Source organism: Microbacterium sp. zg-YB36 (assembly GCF_024623575.2).
GTDB lineage: Bacteria > Actinomycetota > Actinomycetes > Actinomycetales > Microbacteriaceae > Microbacterium.
In genome coordinates this window covers 1-16,265 of sequence record NZ_JANJFD020000009.1, presented here as the reverse complement: position 1 = coordinate 16,265, position 16,265 = coordinate 1, and the positions used below count along the sequence as shown (strand labels likewise).

Genomic DNA, 16,265 nt, shown 5'->3' with positions numbered 1-16,265 from the left:
GGTGAACCGTGCCCCGCCCCGAGCGTGACTGCCTTCAGATCACGGGGAGTTCGGGGACTCCACCACGATGTCACCGGCGATGATCTGCTCCTGCAGTGCGGCCAGCTCGTCGGCCAGGCCCTCCGGAAGCTGCGACTCGAAGTCGTGGAACTCCGAGAGCTTGACGCCCTCGTTCTCCAGCGTGCCGACGTACGGGGCGACATCGAAGTCACCGGCAGCGGCCTCGAGCGTCGCTTCGTAGACGGCGACGTCGATCGCCTTCATGATCGACACCAGCGTGATGTCGGTGACGGTGTCGTCGGCGACCGCGAGGTCCTTGTCGACACCGAGCATGACCACCTCGGCACCGCTGTCGGCGATGGCCGCCGCGGCGCTCTGGTAGATGGGACCGCCCACGGGGAGGATGACGTCCACACCCTGGTCGAGCACGCTCTGCGCGGTCTGCTTGGCGGTGTCGTTCGCGGTGAAGCCACCGGTGAACAGCCCCTCCTGAGAGGCGGAATCCCAACCGAAGACCTCGACGGCGGCGCCCTTGTCCTCGTTGAACTTCTCAACGCCGAGCTGGAAGCCGTCCATGAACACGGCGACGGACGGGATCTGCATGCCGCCGAAGGTGCCGACCTTGTTCACACCGCTCTGGTCGGACCAGGCGGCGGCCGCGTAGCCACCGAGGAAGGCCGCGCCGGCGGTGTCGAACACGAGGGGCTTGATGTTCGGCGCGTCGGTGGCGCCGTCGAAGTCATTGTCGGCCCAGTCGTCGATGATCGCGTAGTCGATCTCAGGGTTTGCCAGAGCCGACTCCACCGTCGCCGGCGACAGGTTGAAGCCGACGGAGACGATGAACGTGCAACCCTCCGAGACGAGCGTCTCCAGGTTCGGGGCGTAGTCGTTCGGAGTCGTCGACTCCATTTCGATGCCCTCGATGTCGAGCTCTTCGAGCGCGCGGTCCATGCCCTCCTTGGCCGCCTGGTTGAACGAGCGGTCGTTCCAGCCGCCTTCGTCCGAGATCAGGCAGGGCAGGAAGTCGTCAGCGGGTTCGGGGGCCGCGCTGCCGGCTGTGTCTTCCTCGGGTGCCGAACCGCAGCCGGCGAGTGCCACGAGCAGCGCCGCTGCCCCGGTGACGCCGAGGACCTTCTTGGTGGTCGAGATGGGCAATGCAGCCTCCACGTTGATGACCTCGCGAATTTCGCGATATAAGACCGACGTTACCGATGATGACGACGGCTGTGCACGCTCCCAGGGTCCCCACGCGGGAATGGTTACAAAGACGCAATCAACCCGTCACGCAGCAGGTCACAACACGTCGCCGCGCCCGTTGAGCTTCAGCGCGTCCACGACGCCCTTCACCCGCTGGGCGTGCTCGCTCGTGGTCACCAGGAGCGCATCCTCGGTGTCGACGACGACGATGTCCTTCACGCCGATGAGGCTGATGACCCGCTTGGTCTGACTCACCACGATGCCGCTGGCGGCATCCGACAGCACTCGTGCATTCTCGCCGAGGATCGCCAGATCGTTCTTGCGGCCGTGCGAGTTGAGCTTGGCCAGGCTCGCGAAATCGCCCACGTCGTCCCAGTCGAAGTGGCCCGGGATCACGGCCAGACGGCCCTTCTCGGCCGCAGGCTCGGCCACCACGTAGTCGATGGCGATCTTCGGCAGACCCGGCCACACGCGGTCAACGACCGGCCCGCGGCGATCGCGGTCGTCCCACGCCTCGGCCAGTTCGATGAGCCCGGCGTGCAGCTCGGGGGCGTTCTCGGCGATCTCGGCCAGCAGCACGTCGGCGCGCGAGATGAACATGCCCGCGTTCCACAGATACGACCGGTCGGCGAAGTACTCCTTCGCGGTTTCGAGATCGGGCTTCTCCACGAACCGCTCGACCAGGGCCGCCTCCGGGGCGCCGTCGACGATCAGCTCGCCGTCCTTCTTCATGTAGCCGAAGCCCACCGACGGCTCCGACGGCTGGATGCCGATCGTGCAGATGTACCCGGCTCGCGCCACGGCGACGGCCTGCTGCACCGCGAACTCGAACGTGCGGGTGCCGCGGATGACGTGGTCGGCCGCGAACGACCCGATGATCACGTCCGGTTCGCGGCGCACCAGGATCGCGGCGGCCAGACCGATCGCGGCGGCGGATTCACGCGGCTCCGACTCGAGGATGACGTTGCGGTCGGGGATGGCCGGCAGCTGCTCCTCCACCGCAGACCGGTGCGCGCGGCCGGTGACCACGGCGATCCGATCCGCGCCGGCGAGCGTCTCCAGTCGGTCCCAGGTGTCGCGCAGCAGGGTCTGACCGGATCCGGTCAGGTCGTGCAGGAACTTCGGCGCATCGGCCCGCGACAGCGGCCACAGACGGCTGCCAATGCCCCCCGCGGGGATGACGGCGTAGAAATCCGGGAGGGTATCGTCCATGCCCCCAGGCTATCCACTCGCGACAGCCCTCCCCCGACGCCCCCGCCGACGGGTCGACGGGTGCTCGTGTCGCCCACCTCCGATTCGCCGGAATAGGATGGAGGCTGCGCCCCTGTGACGCACTGCGGATGCCGCCCCTCGTGTGTGCGGTCCGCCTGACGATTCGACCATGGAGGACGATAGTGGCAGCCGCTGCACGCGTCACGCCCTCGGCGACCGAAACCACTTCCAAGACCCCGCGCGGCACGCTGTACCGCGGCAACGAGGGTATGTGGTCGTGGGTTCTGCATCGCATCACCGGCGTTGCGATCTTTTTCTTCCTGCTGGTGCACGTGCTCGACACGGCACTCATCCGCGTGGCCCCCGAGGCCTACGACGCGGTGATGAGCACCTACAAGAACCCGATCATGGGGCTCGGTGAGGTGGTGCTGGTCGCCGCGATCGCCTACCACGCCTACAACGGGCTGCGCATCATCCTCGTGGACTTCTGGGCCAAGGGCGCCCGCTACCAGCGACAGCTGTGGTGGGGGGTCATTGGCCTGTGGGCCGTGACGATGCTCGGCTTCACACCGCGCCACCTCATGAACGTCTTCTCCGAGATGGGAGGGGGCCACTGATGACCGCCGACACCCTCGCCGCCCCCCGCACTCCCCACACCACGCCCCGCAAGCGCGGCGCGAACCTGGAGAAGTGGGGCTGGATCTACATGCGCGCCTCCGGCGTGCTGCTGGTCGTCCTGATCTTCGGTCACCTCTTCGTCAACCTCATGCTGGGCGACGGCATCCACGGCATCGACTTCGCGTTCGTCGCCGGCAAGTTCGCCTCGCCGTTCTGGCAGTGGTGGGACGTGCTGATGCTGTGGCTGGCCTTCATCCACGGCGCCAACGGCATGCGCACGATCGTCAACGACTACGTCGCCGGCGCCACCGCGCGCCGCGTGCTGGTGTGGGCGCTGTGGCTGTCGGCCGGGTTGATGATCGTCCTCGGCACACTGGTCGTGTTCACCTTCGATCCCTGCCTCGGGATCGAGAACAGCACGACCGAGTGGCTGATCGAAAAGTGCGCGGCGTAGTGACGTCGCGCGACGGCGCAGAGAACGAAGGCATCTGACACGTGAGTACCGACACCACAGGCACCGTCGTCAAGGACGGCGTCCACTACCACCAGTTCGACATCGTGATCGTCGGCGCCGGTGGCGCCGGCATGCGGGCGGCGATCGAAGCCGGACCCGGCGCGCGGACCGCCGTGATCACGAAGCTGTACCCCACCCGGTCGCACACCGGTGCGGCGCAGGGCGGGATGGCGGCGGCGCTGGCCAACGTCGAAGAGGACTCGTGGGAGTGGCACACGTTCGACACCGTCAAGGGCGGCGACTACCTCGTCGATCAGGATGCCGCGGAGATCCTCGCCCGCGAAGCGATCGACGCCGTCATCGACCTCGAGAACATGGGGCTGCCGTTCAACCGCACCCCTGAGGGCAAGATCGACCAGCGGCGTTTCGGCGGCCACACCGCCGATCACGGCAAGACCCCGGTGCGTCGCGCCTGCTACGCCGCCGACCGCACCGGCCACATGATCCTGCAGACACTGTTCCAGAACTGCGTCCGACTCGGCATCAACTTCTTCAACGAGTTCTACGTGCTGGACCTCGTCACGGTCACCGCCGAGGACGGCTCCACCCAGGTCGCCGGCGTCGTGGCGTACGAGCTGGCCACCGGTGACCTGCACGTGTTCCAGTCCAAGGCGGTCATCTTCGCCACGGGTGGCTTCGGCAAGATCTTCAAGACCACCTCCAACGCCCACACCCTCACCGGTGACGGCGTCGGCGTCATCTGGCGCAAGGGGCTGCCGCTGGAGGACATGGAGTTCTTCCAGTTCCACCCCACCGGCCTGGCCGGTCTCGGCATCCTGCTCACCGAAGGCGCCCGAGGCGAAGGCGCGATCCTGCGCAACGCCTCCGGCGAGCGGTTCATGGAGCGCTACGCGCCCACGATCAAGGACCTCGCCCCGCGCGACATCGTCAGCCGCTGCATGGTGCAGGAAGTGGCCGAGGGTCGCGGCGGCGGACCCGACAAGGACTACGTCTTCCTCGACTGCACGCACCTGGGCGCCGAGGTGCTGGAGACCAAGCTCCCCGACATCACCGAGTTCGCCCGCACCTACCTGGGCGTGGACCCGGTGGTGGAGCCGGTGCCGGTCATGCCCACCGCGCACTACGCGATGGGCGGCATCCCCACCAACGTCAACGCCGAGGTCCTCAGCGACAACACCACCGTCGTGCCGGGACTGTACGCCGCCGGCGAATGCGCGTGCGTGTCGGTGCACGGCTCGAACCGCCTCGGCACCAACTCGCTGCTGGACATCAACGTGTTCGGCAAGCGCGCCGGCCGCAACGCCGTCGAGTACGTGCAGACCGCCGACTTCGTGCCGCTGCCGGAGGACCCCGCAAAGGATGTGCGGGACATGCTCGAGACGCTGCGCCACAACCCCGGCACCGAGCGCATCGCGGTGCTGCGCAAGACGCTGCAGGACGAGATGGACCGCAAGGCCCAGGTCTTCCGCACCGACGAGTCGCTCTCCGAAGTGATGGACGTCATCGCGGACCTGCGCGAGCGCTACCGCAACGTCCACGTCGACGACAAGGGCAAGCGGTTCAACACCGACCTGCTCGAGGCGGTCGAGCTCGGCTTCCTGCTGGACCTGGCCGAGGTCGTCGTCGTCACCGCCCGCAACCGCAAGGAGAGCCGCGGCGGCCACATGCGCGACGACTACCCCAAGCGCGACGATGAGAACTACATGAAGCACACGATGGCCTACCTGTCGGGTGACGCGCAGTCCTCGCACCCCGAGGACCACATCCGGCTGGACTGGAAGCCCGTCGTCATCACCCGGTACCAGCCGATGGAGAGGAAGTACTAGGCATGGCCACTGCGATCGCCCCGGCCGAGGCTCTCGCCGCCGCGCCGAGCAACGACACCGGCATCCAGTCGTTCCTCGTCACGTTCATCATCCGGCGCTTCGATCCCGAACAGGATGCCGAGCCGCGCTGGGTCGACTACGACGTGGAGCTGTACTCCACCGACCGTGTGCTCGATGCCCTCCACAAGATCAAGTGGGAGGTCGACGGGTCACTGACCTTCCGCCGCTCCTGCGCGCACGGCATCTGCGGGTCCGACGCGATGCGCATCAACGGCCGCAACCGGCTCGCGTGCAAGACCCTCATCAAGGACCTCGACATCTCGAAGCCCATCTACGTGGAGGCCATCAAGGGCCTGCCGCTGGAGAAGGACCTCGTCGTCGACATGGAGCCGTTCTTCGCCTCCTACCGCGAGGTGCAGCCGTTCCTGATCGCCGGTTCCAAGCCGGAGCCGGGCAAAGAGCGCATCCAGTCGATCGCCAAGCGGGAGATCTTCGACGACACCACCAAGTGCATCCTGTGTGCCGCGTGCACCTCGTCGTGCCCGGTGTTCTGGACCGACGGGCAGTACTTCGGCCCCGCCGCGATCGTCAACGCGCACCGGTTCATCTTCGACTCCCGCGACGACGCCGGCGACGCGCGTCTGGACATCCTCAACGACAAGGAAGGCGTGTGGCGCTGCCGCACCACCTTCAACTGCACCGAGGCGTGCCCTCGTGGCATCGAGGTCACCAAGGCCATCGCCGAGGTCAAGCAGGCGATCCTGCGCAAGTAGCACCCGAGTGACAGTGTGACGGGGGATGCCGCCAGTCGCGGCATCCCCCTCGCTACTGTTGACGCGTGAGCGTCGACCGTCCCGATCCGCCTCCGGGCGCCGCGCGCGAGCCGGACGAGAACTGGCGCGCACGCTGGGAGAGCACGCAGTCATCGCTGCGGCAACGCTTCGACGAGCCGATCGAGCACGCCACGGCGCTGACCCGGCGCACGATGGCGTGGTTCCCGGTGCGGGTGTGGCGGCACTTCCTGCGCAGCAACGGATTCCTGCTGGCGGCGAGCATCAGCTACCAGTCGCTGTTCGCGATGTTCGCGGTGGTGTACGTCGCGTTCGCGATCGCCGGGGTCTGGCTCGGCGGCAGCACCGAGGCTGTCCAGGCCGTCATCTCGGTCGTCAACTCCTACATCCCCGACCTCATCTCCGACACCGGCCCGATCTCACCGAAGGAGGTCACCGACGTCGCCCAGTCCAGCACCGGCGCGCTGGCCGTCACCGGCGCAGCGGCATTCCTGGTCGCGGTGTGGACGGCGATCGGGTTCGTGACCTTCACCCGCCGGGCCGTGCGCGATATCTTCGGGCTCCCCTTCGACGGCCGCGGGTACGTGCTGCTGAAGGCGCGTGACTTCGTCGCGGCGGTGCTGTTCGGCATCGCACTGCTGCTGGGCGCGGGGCTGGGCGCGGTGGCATCCGGCGCCGTCGACCTGCTGTTCCACCTGCTCGGCTGGGCCGACTCGTCGGAGTGGCTGTACGTGCTGGGGCGGGTGCTGTCGATCCTCGTCGCGTTCGCGATCAACTCCACCGCGCTGGCGCTGCTGTTCCGCTTCCTCGCCGGTGCGGCCGCTCCGTGGCCGACAATCTGGCCCGGCGCCCTGCTGGGCGGGGCGGCCATCGGCGTGTTGCAGATCAGCGCCGGGCTGCTGCTGGTGTACACCCCGTCCAACCCACTGCTGGCGACGTTCTCGGTGTTCATCGCGTTCCTGGTGTGGTTCCGTCTGATTGCGATCGTGATCCTGGTGGCGGCGTCGTGGATCGCCGTCGTCGCCGCCGATCGCGACATTCCGCTGGGCCCCGCCTCGGAGCACGAACGCCGCGTCGCCGAGGCCCACGCCCTCGTGGTGGGGGCGGAGCAGCGACTGCGCGCGGCCCTGGCCGAACGCGAACGGGCGCGGTGGTGGCAGGTGTGGCGCGCCTGGCGCGCCGAGCGGGAGGTGCGCGAGGCGGAGCAGGCGCTGGACGACGCGCAGGCGGGGCTTACTGCGGCGCGCGCGGGCGGGCGGCGGCTGGGCTGACGCCGGGGGTCGGTCGCGCGTTCGGCGTCGGCGGCGCTGGTTAGGCTTTTCGTCGTGCCCCGAACGCTCCGCATCGCCTCCGTCAACGTCAACGGCATCCGTGCCGCCGCCCGAAAGGGCATGCAACCCTGGCTCGAATCGGCCGGCGTCGACATCCTCACGCTGCAGGAAGTGCGTGCCGAGGCATCCGATCTCGCCGCTGCCCTGCCCGGCTGGCATGTTGTGAACGATGAGGCGCTCGCCAAGGGCCGCGCGGGCGTGGCCATCGCCGCCCGCTCCCCGCTGGAGGTGTGGCGCACCGCCCTCGGCGACGACACGCTGGATTCCCAGGGACGCTGGGTCGAGGCGGAGATCGACGTCGACGGCGAGCAGATCACCGTGGTCAGCGCGTACGTCTTCACCGGCGCGGTCGACACCGACAAGCAGGTGGCCAAGTACGCCTTCCTCGACGCGATGGAGGCTCGTATGCCGCAGCTGGCATCCGATGGATCGCTCGCTGTCATCACCGGGGACCTCAACGTCGGGCACCGCGAGCTGGACATCCGCAACTGGAAGGGCAACGTCAAGAAGGCCGGGTTCCTCCCCCGCGAGCGGGCGTACTTCGACCGGTTCACCGCAGGGGCGGGTCAGGCCGTGACGTGCGTCGACGGCTCCACCGGCACGGGGCTCGGCTGGGTCGACGTGGGGCGCACGTTCCACGGCGACGTCGACGGGCCCTACACGTGGTGGTCCAACCGCGGCAAGGCTTTCGACACCGACACCGGCTGGCGCATCGACTACCACCTCGCCTCCCCCGCCCTGGGCAAGCGGGTCGTGGACTACCGGGTGGTGCGGGCACCGTCGTGGGACACGCGCTGGAGCGACCACGCGCCGGTCATCGCGGACTACACGGTCGGAGCCTGATCCGGGCGCGGCGGGGGCCGCGGCATCCGCTCAATAGACTGGACGGGTGACCAGACCCCGTCTCTACTCCGGAATGCAGCCCTCCGCCGACTCCCTCCAGATCGGCAACTACATCGGGGCGCTCATGCAGTGGCGCGACCTGCAGGAGTCGTACGAGGCGTTCTTCTCCGTCGTGGACCTGCACGCGCTGACCCAGCCGAACGACCCCGCGGAGCTGCGCGAGAAGACCCGTCGCACCGCGGCGCAGTACATCGCCGCCGGCATCGAGCCGTCGCGATCGACGCTGTACGTGCAGTCGCACGTGCGGGCGCACACCGAGCTGGCGTGGATCCTGTCCACGATCACCGGGTTCGGCGAGGCCGGTCGCATGACGCAGTTCAAAGACAAGTCGCAGCGCTACGGCGCCGATGCGACCTCGGTCGGCCTGTTCACCTACCCGGTGCTGATGGCCGCGGACATCCTGCTGTACCAGACCAACATCGTGCCGGTCGGCGACGACCAGAAGCAGCACGTCGAGCTGACGCGCGATCTCGCGGAGCGGTTCAATTCGCGCTACGGCCAGACGTTCCAGGTGCCGATGCCGGTCATCCAGAAGGACACCGCGCGCATCTTCGATCTGCAGAACCCGACCGCCAAGATGTCGAAGTCGGCGGAGTCCGATGCCGGTGTGCTGTGGCTGCTGGATGACCCGGCGGTCACCGTGAAGAAGGTCATGCGCGCCGTCACCGACAGTGAGGGCTCGGTGCGCTTCGACCGCGAAAGCAAGCCGGGAGTGTCGAACCTGCTGGTCATCTACGCCGCCGTGACCGGTCGCCAGATCCCCTCGATCGAGGACGAGTACGCGGGACGCGGGTACGGCGACTTCAAGAAGGGTCTCGCCGAGGCCGTGGTCGCCGAGTTCGCGCCGGTGCGCGAGCGCGCCCTGGAGCTGCTGGACGACCCGGCCGAGCTGGACCGCGTTCTCGCCGCCAACGCCGCGCGTGCTGACGAGGTCGCCGACCGCACCCTCGGCGACGTGTACGACAAGATGGGCCTGCTCCGCCGCGTCTGACCCCGCGCGCCCGGCGCCTGGCGCCGCCGCGAGCGTGCACAACGTCGCCAATCGGCGCGGTAGTGAGCCTCAGCGGATGCCGTTGCCGCCGCGGCGCAGCGGATTGGCGACGTTGTGCACGCGCTGGTCATGGTGGGCAACGGCGTCGCGGATGGCCGCGAGCACCTCGTCGGTTCGGAACAGGATGTCCTCAGCGATGGGGCGCAGCGTGACATAGCCCTGTCGCGCTGCCTGCAGATCGCGTCGACGATCCCGCTTTCCCGTCTCCCAGTCGCCGTGGAATGCTTCGCTGTCGCACTCGATGATGAGCCACCCGTTGACGACGAGGTCCACCCGCCCCACCCCGCGGATCTGGACCTGCACATCCACATGCCAACCCTGTGCACGCAGCAGCAGGCGCATGAACGTCTCCGGGCCCGACTCGGAACGTCGGTCCACCAGCGCACGCAGGACGGCGAACCGATGCGGCAGAAGTCGGAAGACCTCAGCGATCCCCGCTTCGTCCACGAACCCCAAGTGCCAGGCACTGTCGAGTGTGGCGATGGCCGCCCTCGGCGATTGGCACCGGCACGCCTGAGCCAGCGCCTCGATCATCGGGGCCATGAGCGCGGCCGGGTGCGCGACGGTGGAGCGCCAGTGCCGCACGACACGATCGCTACGCGCGGGGACACGCGTGGATCCGTAGTCCATCTGCACGTGGAGGACCCGGTTCGCCAGGACGAAGATTCGCAGACTCGCCAACAGCGTGAGGCAGTCGACCCGTCCGCCGTGGCGCGCAGCGGCCAGGGCGGCGGGTGGGCAGAGCGCGCCGACGTAGACCCCGCGACGCACGCGGATCAAGTCGCCGGCGGCGACGGCGGCTTCGATCCGGCGGCGCGTGGCGCCCTGCGCGCGCAGTTCCGCGTATCGGATGGTGACAGCCACATCTGACGGTGGGGCGGGTGGGGACTCTGCGGCTGCAAGACGGTGGTTGTACATCGTCCCGATGGTGGACCGGTCCGGGCGACGATGGGCGTGCCGAACTGCCGGATCGGGGACAATCCCCGCGTGTCCCTGGCTGGGGAGGAGGCGCCGGGATGCTGGGGTCTCCCGCCCGGCGCGTGCACAACGTCGCTAAACCGGCCCTGAGACTCTCCGGAACGGCATGCTCGAGGCGGGGACGGGGTGAATTGCCGACGTTGTGCACGGCGGGGGTGGGGCGGGGGTAGGGACGGGGCGCGGTTAGGCTCGAGGGATGCAAACTGTGACCCTCCGCACGGCTCGGCTCGAGCTGTCGATCCCGACGGAGGCGGATGCCGACGCGATCACGGCCGCCGCGCAGGACCCTGAGGTCCCGCGGTGGACGACGCTGCCCTTCCCGTACGAGCGCGCGCACGCCGACGACTTCATCGCCAAGGCCGCGCAGTGGTGGGCTGCCGAGACCGAGCTGACCTGGGCCATCCGACTCGACGGCGCGTGGATCGGGATGATCGGCCTGCAGCACCTGCACGTCGGCGGCGACGCCGAGATCGGGTTCTGGCTGGCCGCGCACGCACGCGCGAACGGCTACCTGACTGAGGCAGCCCGCGCCGTGATCGACTTCGCGTTCGCCGCGGAACCGCTGGATCTCAAGCGCATCGAGTGGCAGGCGATTGTCGGCAACATCCCCTCGGCCCGCACGGCGCGCACCCTCGGCTTCCGCTACGAGGGCACGATGCGCCAGAAGCTGGTGAACCCGCGCGGGCGGGACGACGGCTGGGTCGCCGGTCTGCTGCCCACCGACGACCGCTCCCCCGCGGATTGGCCGATCCTCTCGGTCTGACCTGACCCCGAGGTCGCCGGTTCGTGCCAGGATGCCGGTATGCCGGAGATGCCCGAGGTACAGGGACTCGTCGACTTCCTCGATGCGCGCGCCGCGGCGCTGCACATCACCCGTGCGACGGTCGCGAACATCGCTGCCCTGAAGACGTACGACCCGCCGGTGGAGGCGCTCAAGGGCGCTCAGATCCTCGACGCCCGCCGCCACGGCAAGTTCGTCGACCTCACCGCCCGCACCGAGGCCGGCGACCCGCTGCACCTGGTGTTCCACCTGGCCAAGGCCGGCTGGTTGCGCTGGTACGACGCGCTGCCGGCGACCGTCATCAAGCCCGGCCGCACCCCGATCGCGCTGCGCGTCGCCTTCGATGACGGCTCCGGTTTCGACCTCACCGAGGCCGGCACCAAGAAGTCCCTCGCGGTGTACGTCGTCCGCACCCCCGACGATGTTCCCGGCATCGCCCGGCTGGGGCCCGACCCGCTCGGCCGCGGTTTCGACCGCGACGCGTTCGCCGCCCTGCTCGCCGGCCGGCGCACCCAGATCAAGGGCGTGCTGCGCGACCAGTCGATCATCGCGGGCGTGGGCAACGCCTACTCCGACGAGATCCTGCACGCCGCTCACATCTCGCCGTACGCCCTGGCCGCAGGCCTCGACGACGCCGAGATCGACCGGCTCTACACTGCGCTGCGGGAGACGATCGCGGATGCCGTCGCGACGGCATCCGGCAAGCCCCCCGCCGATCTGAAGGACGCCAAACGCCGCGGCATGCAGGTGCACGGCCGGCGGGGCGAAGCCTGCCCGGTGTGCGGCGACGAGGTGCGGTCGGTGTTCTTCGCCGACAACTCGCTGGAGTACTGCCCCACCTGCCAGACCGGCGGCAAGATCCTCGCCGATCGCCGGCTCTCCCGACTGCTGAAGTAGCGCCGCTACACGGTGTCCATGAGGATGCGCGCGTCGTCGTCGACCCAGTCGAACGACTTCGTCACCGCTTTGCGCCAGAGCCGATAGCGGCGCTCGCGCTCGTCGGGCTCCATCCGCGGCTCGAAGCGCACGTCTTCGCGCCAGTGCTCCCGCAGCCGGTCGCGCCCCGTCCACACGCCGGTGGCGAGCCCTGCCGCGTACGCCGCACCCAGCGCGGTGGTCTCCACGACCCGCGGACGCACCACCGGGATGCCCAGGATGTCGGCCTGGAACTGCATCAGCAAGTCGTTGCGGGTCATGCCGCCGTCCACCCGCAACTCGTCCGGGGCGACCCCGGTGTCGGCGGCGACGGCCTCGACGATGTCACGGGTCTGGAACGCGGTGGATTCCAGCGCGGCCCGGGCGATGTGCCCTCGCGTGACGTAGCGGGTCATTCCGACCAGGGCGCCGCGCGCGTCGGGCCGCCAATACGGGGCGAACAGCCCCGAGAAGGCGGGCACGAAATACGCCCCGCCGTTGTCGTCGACGGATGCCGCGAGCGCCTCGATGTCCTTGGACCGCTGGATGAGGCCGAGGTTGTCGCGCAGCCACTGCACGAGCGACCCCGTCACCGCGATGGAGCCCTCCAGCGCGTACCGCGCGGGTTCCTCCCCGCACCGGTAGGCGACGGTGGTGATGAGGCCGTGCTGCGATCGGACCAGCTCGGTGCCGGTGTTCACCAGCAGGAAGTTGCCGGTGCCGTAGGTGTTCTTCGACTCCCCCGCGTCGAACGCGGCCTGCCCGAAGGTCGCCGCCTGCTGGTCGCCGAGGATGCCGGCGATGCGCACGCCACGGGCGATCCCGGGCACCGAGACCTCGCCGACCACTTCGGACGACGAGCGGATCTCGGGGAGGATGCCACGCGGGATGTCCCACACCGCCAGCAGTTCGTCGGACCAGTCGAGCGTGCGCAGGTCCATCAGCAGGGTGCGGCTGGCGTTGGTGACGTCGGTGACGTGGATGCCGCCCCGGCTGCCGCCGGTGAGGTTCCAGATGAGCCAGGTGTCCGGGGTGCCGAACATCACGTCGCCGGCTTCCGCGGCGGCGCGCACCCCGGGGACGTTGTCGAGGATCCAGGCGATCTTCGACGCCGAGAAATAGGTCGCCAGCGGCAGCCCGGTCTGCTCCGCGAAGCGCTGGCTGCCGGCGTCCGACTGCGCCGCCAGCTGGTCGATGCGCGGCTGTGTGCGGGTGTCCTGCCACACGATCGCGTTGGCGACGGGGCGGCCGGTGCGGCGATCCCACAGCATCGCGGTCTCGCGCTGATTCGTGATGCCGATCGCGGCGATGTCCCCGGCGCTCAGGCCGGCACGCGACATCGTCGAAGACAGCACCCACTCGGTGTTGGTCCAGATCTCCATCGGGTCGTGCTCGACCCACCCGGCACGCGGGAAGATCTGCGCGTGTTCGCGCTGCGCTGTCGTGACGATGCTGCCCGTCGAGTCGAACACGATGGCCCGGGTGGACGTCGTTCCCTGGTCGATCGCGATCACGTGGTCGGCCACGGCGTCTCCTCGTTCTCGGGTGCCGGCTCTGCCGCGCGCACGGCGCGCAGTCCCCGGTCGATCTCGTGCCGCACACGTGCATCGTCCCACCCGAGGACCGGGGCGATGACCTCGGCCACTTCGCGCGCCGCGTCCGGTGTGACGGCGCCGATGAACGCCAGGCTCGTGCGGCGCATCAGCACGTCGTCCAGGTGACGCACGTGCTCGGTGGCGGCCACATGGCGCAGTTCCGCCGAACTGTACTGCGGCGCCAAGGTGAGCGGTGCGTCGCCCGGGTCGCCGACGATGGCGGCGATCACCTCCGTCGCGACGGTGCCGTAGCGGGAGAGCAGCCTATCCACCCGCGCGGTCGGCAGCGCCCCGGTGTGGTCGGCGACCCACTGCACGCGGGCGCGCTGGGTCGCCGGGAACCCCTGGCCACCCCCGATCGCAACGCTCTTGGTGGAGCGCCGCCGCGGGACGCCGAGGTGGGTCAGCACGGTGTCGGCGAGGCGCTCGGCGGAGGCGCGGAATGTGGTCCACTTGCCGCCGACGAGGCTGAGCACCACTGCCGGGGTCCCGTCGATGCGAGTGGCGTCGATGCGGTAGTCGCGGGAGACGAATCCGGGCGCGACTTCGTCGTGGCGGGGCAGCGGTCGCACGCCGGAGAAGCGGTAGACGATGTGCGAGCGGTCGACGCGGACGCTCGGGAGCACCTGGGCCACGAGATCGATGAAGTAGTCCACCTCCGCCTCGGTACACACGGCAGGTTCGCGCATGTCGTGCTCGAGGTCGGTGGTGCCGATGAGCACCCGACCCTGCAACGGGTAGATCAGGACGATGCGGCCGTCCTCGTTCTCGAAGAAAAGCTCCCGGCCGCCGGTGGCCGCCAGCAACTCGGGGCTGTCGACGACGATGTGCGAGCCCTTGGTACCGCCCATCCGCGGTGCCCGGTCCCCCAGCGCGGCGTTCGTGAGATCCACCCAGGGGCCGGTGGCGTTGACGACGACGGATGCCGTGAAGACCGTCTCCGCCCCGCTCCCCTCGTCGCGCAGCACGATGCCGCCGCCGGCGGCTCCCACCGCGGCGGTGTAATTGGCCGCGCGGGCACGGTCACCGCCGGCGCTGATGCCGTCGCGCAGCACGTCGATCGCGAGTCGTTCCGGGTCGTGCACCGAGGCATCCCAGTACGTGGCGGTGTACTTCACCCGCGGGTTCAGCTCGGGCAGCTGTCGAAGTGACCGCTTGCGACCGTAGAAGGTGTGCCGGGGAACCTGCCCCCCGCCACGCGAGAACGAGTCGTAGATGACCAGGCCGATCTTGATCAGCGCGGCCCCGCGCTCCCGCGGCTTGCCCTTGCCGTGGCGCAGGAAACGCAGCGGCGCCGAGAGGAGCCCCGAGAAGGTGGAGAAGATCGGGATCGTCGTCTGCAGCGGTCGCACGTAGTGCGGTGCATCCTTCAGCAGCGCGTTGCGCTCGGTGACCGCCTCATGCACCAGGCGGAACTCCCCGTTCTCGAGGTAGCGCACCCCGCCATGGATCATGTGCGAGGAGGCCGCCGAGGCGCCGCTGACATAGTCGGCGCGCTCGACCAGGGCGACATCGACGCCCTGCATCGCGAGGTCCCGGAACGCCGCGAGGCCGTTGATGCCACCGCCCAGGATGAGGACATCCGCATGTGCTCGGGCGGCGAGCGCCGCAAATCCGGGGTTCTCGTCGGCAGTCGGCATCCGTGCGGCTCTCCCTCGCGTTCGCTGATTCCACCCTGTCATGCTCCGGCCGCAGACACGACTCAAGCGAGAAATATGCACGGGAATGATCCACCGGATGCCGCGTTTGACTAGACTCGAGAGCAATTACGTGCTCCGGGGTCGGTGAGAATCCGAACCGGCGGTGACAGTCCGCGAGCCCGCGCCTTACGGCAAGGGTTGACCCGGTGAAATTCCGGGACCGACGGTGATGCGACAGATGTCGCTAGTCCGGATGGGAGGCAGCACGAACGACGCCACGCGCGTCGTCGACGGCAGTCCACCCCCGGAGTTCTTACCGGAGGACGACGGATGACCGCGACAGACCGCGAACGCGACGCCATGCGCCGTGCGCTGGCGCTGGCCGTGCGCGGCCCCCGCGGGGTGAACCCGCAGGTGGGCGCCGTGCTGCTGTCCCCCGACGGGACGGTGCTGGCCGAAGGCTGGCACCGCGGCGCCGGCACAGACCACGCCGAGGTGGATGCGCTGCGCAAACTCGCCCCCGGCGCCGCCCGGGGCGCGACCGCCGTGGTCACGCTGGAGCCCTGCAACCACACCGGTCGCACCGGGCCGTGCGCCGCGGCCCTCATCGCCGCGGGCGTCGCCCGCGTCGTCTACGCCGTCGCCGACCCCGGCGAGGCATCCTCCGGTGGCGCCGCGCGCCTGGCCGCGGCCGGCGTCGAGGTCGAAGCCGGCGTGCTTTCCGACGAGGGCCGGGCGCTGCTGGATTCCTGGCTCACGGTACAGCGGCTGGGCAGGCCCCACGTGACGGTCAAGTGGGCGCAGTCCCTCGACGGCCGCGCCGCCGCCGCCGACGGCACGAGCCAGTGGATCACCGGACCGGCCGCACGCGAAGACGTGCACCGCCGGGGGGGGGGGGGGGGCGCCCCCCCCCCCGAGCCGCGCCCGAGCCGAGGAGAGCGGCAACCACCCC

At 69.4% G+C, this 16,265-nt stretch carries 15 protein-coding genes and 1 riboswitch; of the genes, 10 read left to right on the top strand and 5 right to left on the bottom strand.

Annotated elements, in window-relative coordinates:
* Positions 1-39 precede the first annotated feature (39 nt).
* Both NQ151_RS13140 and NQ151_RS13135 read right to left on the bottom strand, forming a co-directional pair.
* Positions 40-1,155 carry a BMP family lipoprotein gene (locus NQ151_RS13140; RefSeq protein WP_257509324.1) on the bottom strand — a complete coding sequence of 372 codons (1,116 nt, stop codon included), beginning with the start codon at positions 1,153-1,155 and terminating at the stop codon, positions 40-42.
* A 138-nt stretch (positions 1,156-1,293) separates the two neighbouring features.
* A complete protein-coding gene (locus NQ151_RS13135; protein ID WP_257509323.1) occupies positions 1,294-2,409 on the bottom strand; it encodes a mannose-1-phosphate guanylyltransferase in 1,116 nt (371 codons plus the stop codon).
* Positions 2,410-2,591: 182 nt separating this feature from the next.
* Here NQ151_RS13135 and sdhC point away from each other — a divergent pair, with 182 nt between their 5' ends.
* The 7 genes from sdhC (at position 2,592) to trpS (ending at position 9,344) form a co-directional block, all read left to right on the top strand.
* Positions 2,592-3,026, top strand: a complete 435-nt coding sequence (gene sdhC, locus NQ151_RS13130) for a succinate dehydrogenase, cytochrome b556 subunit (protein ID WP_257509322.1) — start codon at positions 2,592-2,594, stop codon at positions 3,024-3,026.
* Positions 3,026-3,481, top strand: coding sequence for a succinate dehydrogenase hydrophobic membrane anchor subunit (locus tag NQ151_RS13125; RefSeq protein WP_257509321.1), 456 nt, complete (start codon positions 3,026-3,028; stop codon positions 3,479-3,481). Before sdhC ends, NQ151_RS13125 begins: the two co-directional genes overlap by 1 nt.
* A 41-nt stretch (positions 3,482-3,522) precedes the next feature.
* Positions 3,523-5,328 (top strand): succinate dehydrogenase flavoprotein subunit, encoded by a 1,806-nt coding sequence (gene sdhA, locus NQ151_RS13120; protein WP_257509320.1) that lies wholly within the window; start codon positions 3,523-3,525, stop codon positions 5,326-5,328.
* 2 nt (positions 5,329-5,330) lie between these two features.
* Entirely contained in the window at positions 5,331-6,101 is a 771-nt protein-coding gene (locus NQ151_RS13115; RefSeq protein ID WP_257509319.1) for a succinate dehydrogenase iron-sulfur subunit, read from the top strand.
* Between the two features lie 65 nt (positions 6,102-6,166).
* Complete coding sequence (locus tag NQ151_RS13110; RefSeq protein ID WP_257509318.1) at positions 6,167-7,390, top strand: YihY/virulence factor BrkB family protein; 1,224 nt, start codon at positions 6,167-6,169, stop codon at positions 7,388-7,390.
* A gap of 54 nt (positions 7,391-7,444) precedes the next feature.
* Positions 7,445-8,293 carry an exodeoxyribonuclease III gene (locus tag NQ151_RS13105; protein ID WP_257528367.1) on the top strand — a complete coding sequence of 283 codons (849 nt, stop codon included), beginning with the start codon at positions 7,445-7,447 and terminating at the stop codon, positions 8,291-8,293.
* Between the two features lie 46 nt (positions 8,294-8,339).
* A complete protein-coding gene (gene trpS, locus NQ151_RS13100; RefSeq protein ID WP_257509316.1) occupies positions 8,340-9,344 on the top strand; it encodes a tryptophan--tRNA ligase in 1,005 nt (334 codons plus the stop codon).
* Between the two features lie 69 nt (positions 9,345-9,413).
* Here trpS and NQ151_RS13095 read toward each other — a convergent pair whose 3' ends face one another.
* Positions 9,414-10,268: a type IV toxin-antitoxin system AbiEi family antitoxin domain-containing protein gene (locus NQ151_RS13095; protein ID WP_257528366.1), complete on the bottom strand. Its 855-nt coding sequence runs from the start codon at positions 10,266-10,268 to the stop codon at positions 9,414-9,416.
* 310 nt (positions 10,269-10,578) lie between these two features.
* Here NQ151_RS13095 and NQ151_RS13090 point away from each other — a divergent pair, with 310 nt between their 5' ends.
* Both NQ151_RS13090 and NQ151_RS13085 read left to right on the top strand, forming a co-directional pair.
* Positions 10,579-11,145 (top strand): GNAT family N-acetyltransferase, encoded by a 567-nt coding sequence (locus tag NQ151_RS13090; protein ID WP_257509314.1) that lies wholly within the window; start codon positions 10,579-10,581, stop codon positions 11,143-11,145.
* Between the two features lie 39 nt (positions 11,146-11,184).
* The gene (locus NQ151_RS13085) at positions 11,185-12,060 is read left to right on the top strand and encodes an Fpg/Nei family DNA glycosylase (protein ID WP_257509313.1); all 876 of its coding nucleotides are present in this window, start codon (positions 11,185-11,187) and stop codon (positions 12,058-12,060) included.
* A 5-nt stretch (positions 12,061-12,065) separates the two neighbouring features.
* On the opposite strand, the gene glpK is transcribed toward NQ151_RS13085, so the two are convergent.
* Entirely contained in the window at positions 12,066-13,604 is a 1,539-nt protein-coding gene (gene glpK, locus NQ151_RS13080) for a glycerol kinase GlpK (RefSeq protein ID WP_257509312.1), read from the bottom strand.
* Positions 13,589-15,313: a glycerol-3-phosphate dehydrogenase/oxidase gene (locus tag NQ151_RS13075; RefSeq protein ID WP_257509311.1), complete on the bottom strand. Its 1,725-nt coding sequence runs from the start codon at positions 15,311-15,313 to the stop codon at positions 13,589-13,591. The genes glpK and NQ151_RS13075 overlap by 16 nt, the downstream gene beginning before the upstream one ends.
* 127 nt (positions 15,314-15,440) lie before the next feature.
* Positions 15,441-15,583: riboswitch (FMN riboswitch) on the top strand.
* A gap of 60 nt (positions 15,584-15,643) precedes the next feature.
* Between NQ151_RS13075 and ribD the strand changes: the two genes are divergently transcribed.
* Positions 15,644-16,265, top strand: a 622-nt coding sequence (ribD, locus tag NQ151_RS13070) for a bifunctional diaminohydroxyphosphoribosylaminopyrimidine deaminase/5-amino-6-(5-phosphoribosylamino)uracil reductase RibD (RefSeq protein WP_257528365.1), incomplete at its 3' end; no start/stop codon positions are given.

What these genes read in the sequence shown, in the direction of transcription:
- NQ151_RS13135 (WP_257509323.1), bottom strand. Translation starts at nt 2,409, where the DNA reads ATGGACGATACCCTCCCGGATTTCTACGCCGTCATCCCCGCGGGGGGC.
- NQ151_RS13075 (WP_257509311.1), bottom strand. Translation starts at nt 15,313, where the DNA reads ATGCCGACTGCCGACGAGAACCCCGGATTTGCGGCGCTCGCCGCCCGA.
- NQ151_RS13125 (WP_257509321.1), top strand. Translation starts at nt 3,026, where the DNA reads ATGACCGCCGACACCCTCGCCGCCCCCCGCACTCCCCACACCACGCCC.
- NQ151_RS13085 (WP_257509313.1), top strand. Translation starts at nt 11,185, where the DNA reads ATGCCGGAGATGCCCGAGGTACAGGGACTCGTCGACTTCCTCGATGCG.
- NQ151_RS13115 (WP_257509319.1), top strand. Translation starts at nt 5,331, where the DNA reads ATGGCCACTGCGATCGCCCCGGCCGAGGCTCTCGCCGCCGCGCCGAGC.
- NQ151_RS13090 (WP_257509314.1), top strand. Translation starts at nt 10,579, where the DNA reads ATGCAAACTGTGACCCTCCGCACGGCTCGGCTCGAGCTGTCGATCCCG.